Here is a 6,347-nt window from a genome sequence, read left to right on the forward strand (position 1 = left end):
TCTCTAAGCTCATCAACGAGTCGGTCAAGCGCGTGAACACCGGCAGCGAGATCTCCCGCCAGGCCAGCGAGGCCTTCGACAAGATCGTGCAGGGCGTGGGCAAGACCAGCCAGGCCATCGGCGTGATTTCCAGTGAAGCCCACGAACAGCTGCTGACGGCGCGCGAGGTAAGTTCGGCGATCCAGCACATCGCGGAAGCGGCCGAGCAGTCGGCTGGCAGCTGCGACAGCATCGCCGCCTCCACCGCGAACCTGAATCAGCGTGCGGGGGACCTGAACAAGATCGTCGCCGGCTTCGTGGTGTAAGCATGGAAGTCCTGCGCGTGGTGGCGGCGCCCGCCGCCGGAACAGTGACGCCTGCGCTGAAGTTGTTCGGCTCCTTTTTGCTGGGCAGCGACGAATTTGCCTTGCCCGCCATGTGCATTCGGGAGGTGGTCAATTTCCCGGAACGCATGACGACGGTGCCCCTGGCGCCCCATTATCTGGAGGGGATGTTCACGCTGCGCGGCAGCGTAATCCCGGTGGTGAACCTGGCCCGCCTGTTCGACCCGTCGGCACCGAAGGGCGAGCCTTGCCACAAGATCGCCATCATCGACCACCAGGATGTGCTGGTCGGTTTGCTGATGCACGGCATCGGCGAGGTGCTGCGCGTGCGTCCCGAGCAACGCAGCACCCTGCAATATGCGGGGGAGGCGGGTGTAGTGGCGGGTACCATCCTGCTCGACCAGGGACGGCGCCTTCTGCAGGTCCTGAACGTGGAGCGCCTGGTCTGCATCGAGAATGTGCCCCAGGTACTGGCCCTGCGCGCGGCGGGTGGCCAGGGACGCCAGCGCCAGTTGCACGCGGTTGGCGAGAAGCGCCATAGCATCACTTTCCGCGCCGCCGGTGCCCATTTCGCGCTGGAGATGAAGGCCATCCAGGAAATCGTGCAGGTGCCCGAACTGCAATCCTCAGTCCTGAATAGTCAATTGTGTTTGGGACGCATGCTGTTCCGCGGCAAGCAGATCGCGGTGGTGGACTTCGCGACCCTGGCCGGCGCCGTGCCGAGCGAGCCCCATCCCGGCCAGCGCGTGCTGGTGGCCCGCATCGGCGACGCCACCATCGGCTTCCTGGTCGATGCGGTGGAAAGCATCGACCACTTCCATACCGAGGACGTGATGCCGATTCCGCTGCTGAGTAAAGCGCGCAGTGGCATGTTCGCCGGCTGCGTGACGAGGGCAGGGCAGGACGATGTGATCCTGCTCGACCACGATGGCATCTTCTCGCGCAGCGAGATTGGCGAGCTGCATCAGGGGCACCAGAACCTGTTCCCCGAAGACGGCAAGGACAAGGCCGCGCGTGCTGCCGTCGGCCGCAAGGTCTATCTCACCTTTACCGTGGGCGACAAGTTTGCGCTCGAGCTGCGCCAGGTGCGCGAGATCATCGACTGCAGCGGCGACATCACCCGCGCGCCGGGTGTGCCGGACTACTTGAGGGGCGTTCTCAACTTGCGCGGCAATTTCGTCAGCCTGGTCGACCTGCGTGTGCTGTACGGCATGCGGCCCTCGGCGCAGCCGGACCTGTGCAAAGTGCTGGTCATCGAACGTGGTGACGAGCGCTTTGGTCTGATCGTTGATGGTGTAAATGACATCGTCACGGTGGCCGACTCGCACCGCTACCCAACGCCTAGCCTGATGCGCAAAGGCGAAGCCGATGGCCTGCAGGAAGAATCTCTAGAGGTTTTAGAGCTAGAAAGAAACGCCACTGTGTGTTTGCTACCGCTCAACTGCTTGACRGAAAAATTCTAGTATGACACTTAAAAATGTCAATCAGCCCCTTTTCAAGATTGGATGACGCCATTTGAATAAGAAGACAGACTTTAGCTAGGGAAGCGCTGATTTAGTCAGTTTTTGCACCACCGAGCTGCCGTGACGATGTGACGGAGCTGGGAAAAAAATAATCGAGTGTTGCAAGCCGATTGGAAGCGAAAAACGGCTGCTTTTTGCTTGCCGCTTCCCCCTTTTTCAAACTCTGGACGCAGCTTGGGTGTGCCAGCTGCCGAGGAACCTGCGCGCCAGCATCAGGTTGGCGAAGGCAAACAGCGAATACAGCTGCGTCGTATTCTTGGCCAGCCCACGATAACGCGTCTTACGATGGCGGAACCGGCATTTGACGACATGAAAGCAATGCTCGACCTTGGCGCGGACGCTGGCTTTGGTCTGCTCCAGCTTTTCGGTAATGCGCCCCAACTTGTCCTTCTTGAGTGCCTTGCGCAATCCAGGGYGCAGGGCAGTATGCCAGACCACCTTCGAGTCGGCGTTTTCTGCGCGCTTGGCAACACCCTGATAGCCGGCGTCAACGATCGCAATCACTTCCCCGCCGTGCAGCAGCGCATGCGCCTGTGTGACGTCAGCGACGTTGCCAGCCGTCCCAACAACGCTGTGCACCAGGCCCGTGGCCATGTCGACACCAACGTGCGCCTTCATCCCGAAGTGCCAGTCATTGCCTTTCTTCGATTGGTGCATCTCTGGGTCGCGCTCGCCATCACGGTTTTTGGTCGACGGTGGTGCCGCAATCAAGGTCGCGTCGACGATGGTCCCTTCGCGCATCGTCAGACCCTTGCTGGCCAGATGCGCATTGATCTCGTTGAAGATGCGCTTGGTCAGATCATGCTGTTCCAGCAGGCGCCGGAACTTCAGCAACGTGGTCGAGTCGGGCGCCGACTCATGCGTCAGGTCGATGCCGACAAAACCACGGATCGCCTGGCTATCGTAGATCGCATCCTCAACGCCTTCGTCCGACAAGCCAAAGCATTGCTGGGCGATGTACATGCGCAGCATGCGCTCCAGCCCAATCGGCGGACGGCCACGCCCATCGCCCTTCGGGTAATACGGCAGGATGACCGCCACCAAGGATGGCCACGGCGTGGCAGCCTCGATTTCAGCCAAGAAGCGGTCGCGCCGCGTCAGCTTTTTCTTGCTGGCGTATTCGGCATCCGAAAACTCGRTTGCATCATCAGGACTCCATTGGAATGGAGGAGCCATTGTGACAGCTTGCCGGTCAGTTGCGCCGCAGCGCCGCGATTAAATCAGCGCTTCCCTAGTAGCCGTTCCGCCATCTTTGCGTCAACTCGGCCAATGTGAAAGCCGTAGTTTTGATGAGGCGGGGCACGAGTAGGACTTTTATCGCGTATGCCCGTCCCAGCATGGACCGTCATTAGGGCCGAAAGGTAACAGTTATTGAACGAAATGAGAGTCTGTTCGCGTCTGTTTGAAGTCTAGTTCCCCGGACATCACTTTTTTGAGTTTTTGGYGGCGTATCACCAATTATTGGCAGCTTTTTTCCGGGGGGGGGGGATAATTGCTTCTCCAAGATTAGGTTTGAGGAGAGATTGCCTGAGTCTTAGACGCTTGGTATCAGCCCTAAAAAAGTCGACGCTTAGCTGTTCCAATAAGTAAAAATTAGGTTCAAAAACTTGGGCTGAAGCAATTTGAGGAAAATATAATATTAGTGAAATACATTATTTCCTCCGAAATTAATAATAGTGGCTTGCCCATAAGTTATGCAATAACTGATCAATGTAATCTCATAATGCGCGTGGGGAATAATGGTATTTTTATCTTTTTTCGGCCGGTTGAAACTGCTGTATAAGTTTTTAGTCTTGGCTGGGCTTTGGATTATTGTTGCGCTCGTACCAGTGACGCTTTACATGCAAGAAACCGGTAAATATATGCATTCGGTTGAGATTGAGCGGGATGGAGTGTCATCAGTTTTGATGGGATTAAAAGTAGTACAGCTCACGCAGCAGCACCGCGGCCTGTCATCCCTCTTACTGGGCGGCGTGCAAGCGGTGCGGGAACCGTGCCGCGCCAAACGGCAGGAGGTGGATGCCGCGTACTCCGAGCTGGAAAAACTGGTCACAGGCCTGCATGACTCGGCCATCAGCGAATCCTTCGCCTCCGCTAAGCGCGACTGGGAAACCCTAAGAGATCGCGTGACCAGTGGCCGCATTAGCGTTCCGGAAAGCTACGCCGCGCACACGGCCTTAGTGCCCAAGCTGCTCAAGACCAGCGACCTGATCGGCGACGCCTACGGCCTCAGCCTCGATCCCGACAAGGACAGCTACCTACTGGTACAGGCGATGTTTTACCAGCTGCCTTACCTGGCCGAAGAAGTCGGCAAGATGCGCGCCAAAGGTGCTGGCCTTCTAGCGAAGAAAGAGGCCAGTGAAGAAGATCGTCAAGTACTGAGCGCGATAATCGGCCTGGTCGACAGCCGACTCGATCAGACAACGACGACTTTCGGTAAGGCGGCGGCTGYCAATTCCCATATTGAGAGCGAGCTCGGCGACGCGATGCGCGAAGTGGCGGAGGCTGCGCGAAAGGTGAGCTCGCTGGCTCAGGAGCAAATTGTGAAGCCAGAATTCCTGACTTACTCGGGGGAGCAATATGTCGCCATTAGCACTTCGGCTATCGACCGCCAGTTCAAACTGAGCGGGGCAGCTGCCAGAGAACTCACGGAGCTACTTGACGAAAAAATCCGTCATTTTCAAAAACGCCGCTGGATCATTGTCGTGTCTCTGGCCGGCTTATTAGCAGTTACGGGTTGGATTAGCCTTCTCATTTCGAAATCTGTGACAACGCCGTTAGCCAACGCAGTAATCGTGGCAGAACGGATTGCAGAGGGTAAGCTGATTGGCAATTTTGATGTTAGCCATCCGAACGAAGTAGGGCAACTGCTTCGAGCATTAGATGCGATGAGCAATAGCTTGAGAGGAATCGTATCTGACGTAAGTGTGAGCATAGACAGCATTAACGCGGCGAGCGGCGATATCGCTAGTGGGAATGCTGACGTGTCTGCACGGATTGAGGCTCAGGCTTCCAGCTTAGAGGAAACAGCCTCCGCCATGGACGAACTGACGTCCACAGTGAAGCAAAACGCAGACAACGCCGGCAGGGCCAACGAACTTGTGCAGAGTGCGTCTGGTGTAGCAGCTCGCGGAGGCGAAGTAGTCTCGAGGGTAATTCGCACCATGGCTGAAATCAATGATAGCTCACGACGAATCGTAGAGATCATTGCAGTTATCGATGGAATTGCATTCCAGACGAACATATTGGCACTGAATGCCGCAGTAGAAGCGGCGCGTGCAGGAGAGCAAGGCCGAGGGTTTGCCGTAGTGGCCGCTGAGGTGCGCAACCTTGCGCAGCGTTCGGCTTCAGCCGCAAAGGAAATCAAAGATTTGATAACGCTCAGTGTTGAGCGGGTCGAGTCTGGCAATAAGCTTGCGAGCCAGGCCGGCACAGCGATGCAAGACATAGTGAAAAGTGTCGAGGGAATCACCAATATCATGGCCGAAATCGCCATGGCGTCTAGGGAGCAGGGCATGGGCATCGAGCAAGTGAATCTTGCGGTGAGCCAGATGGACGATACGACTCAACAGAATGCAGCTTTGGTTGAACAAACCGCCTCTGCCTCTGAGAGCCTGAAGGAGCAGGCGCAATTACTGGTTAAGGCGATAAGCATTTTCCAGATTGAGGCAAATATGGAGGGATACTCGAGTTCGTCGGCGAAACATGTTCCGAAGTTAGGTAGACTTTCCGCGAAAATCTCGCGAGCGATTTAGATCGTATCTACAGAGACGTAATTTGCTCCATACATGCGCGCGCGAAATGATGAGGCAGCCATCTCTCGCGGCGCTGTTTTCGCTTGCGCCGAAGAATTAAGCATCTTTTTAGAGCAACATCGGCTGATTATTAGTCTTTATAAGTCTAACGATACTTGCAGACTGGGCCACTCGTCGCTAAGAATTCCATATCCGATGCAGTTGCGCATCTGTCCCCCGCAGATTCGCTTACGAGGAAAAGCTCCCTCGCGAGTAAATCCCAAGTTGGTTAGGATTCGCGCAGACCAAGAATCCTCGGCGTCAATCTCAGCGCTGATTCGATTGAAGCGCCACTCTTCAAAGATGTGGTGCATGACTTCTGCCAAGCCTTCGAACACCCAGCGATTGTTTTGATGGTGAGGGGCAAAGAAGAACTCAAAATCGCACCGGCGGTGACGTTGATCTATCGACTTCAGCCGGATGTGTCCGATGACGCGTCTTGGATCTTGAAGCGTAAAAATTAAGTGTAGTCCGGTTCCTCTCTCATATTCTTCCAATGAGGTGGCGACGTAAGCTCTTGCTTCGTCGGGAGTTTTCCAGACGCTCTCGTCAGCGTACATGGATGCTTGCGCACATCCGTATAAAGCAGAAAGTGCCGCCACATCACCACCAGATACGCGATGAATTTCGAATTTTTGTGTGCTGATAAAGATGGTCTTGGTGTTCAAAGTTCTGTCACTTCAGAGAGAAGACTAACAGCATAGATC

General features: G+C 55.8%; 4 protein-coding genes and 1 pseudogene. 3 read left to right on the forward strand and 2 right to left on the reverse strand.

Annotated features, from left to right (window positions below; translation table 11 throughout):
* Both AB4Z11_RS19540 and AB4Z11_RS19545 read left to right on the forward strand, forming a co-directional pair.
* Positions 1-305: pseudogene (locus tag AB4Z11_RS19540) on the forward strand (methyl-accepting chemotaxis protein); the annotation flags it as partial.
* Positions 306-307: 2 nt separating this feature from the next.
* Complete coding sequence (locus AB4Z11_RS19545; RefSeq protein ID WP_442027041.1) at positions 308-1,786, forward strand: chemotaxis protein CheW; 1,479 nt, start codon at positions 308-310, stop codon at positions 1,784-1,786.
* 216 nt (positions 1,787-2,002) lie between these two features.
* Here AB4Z11_RS19545 and AB4Z11_RS19550 read toward each other — a convergent pair whose 3' ends face one another.
* A complete protein-coding gene (locus AB4Z11_RS19550) occupies positions 2,003-3,022 on the reverse strand; it encodes an IS5 family transposase (protein WP_442027043.1) in 1,020 nt (339 codons plus the stop codon).
* Between the two features lie 563 nt (positions 3,023-3,585).
* Between AB4Z11_RS19550 and AB4Z11_RS19555 the strand changes: the two genes are divergently transcribed.
* The gene (locus tag AB4Z11_RS19555; protein WP_442027044.1) at positions 3,586-5,601 is read left to right on the forward strand and encodes a methyl-accepting chemotaxis protein; all 2,016 of its coding nucleotides are present in this window, start codon (positions 3,586-3,588) and stop codon (positions 5,599-5,601) included.
* Between the two features lie 137 nt (positions 5,602-5,738).
* Here the strand turns inward: AB4Z11_RS19555 and AB4Z11_RS19560 are convergent, their stop codons facing one another.
* Complete coding sequence (locus AB4Z11_RS19560; RefSeq protein WP_442027046.1) at positions 5,739-6,308, reverse strand: GNAT family N-acetyltransferase; 570 nt, start codon at positions 6,306-6,308, stop codon at positions 5,739-5,741.
* Positions 6,309-6,347: the final 39 nt, after the last annotated feature.

This window comes from Pseudoduganella sp. RAF53_2 (genome assembly GCF_052113985.1).
Lineage (GTDB): Bacteria > Pseudomonadota > Gammaproteobacteria > Burkholderiales > Burkholderiaceae_D > Rugamonas.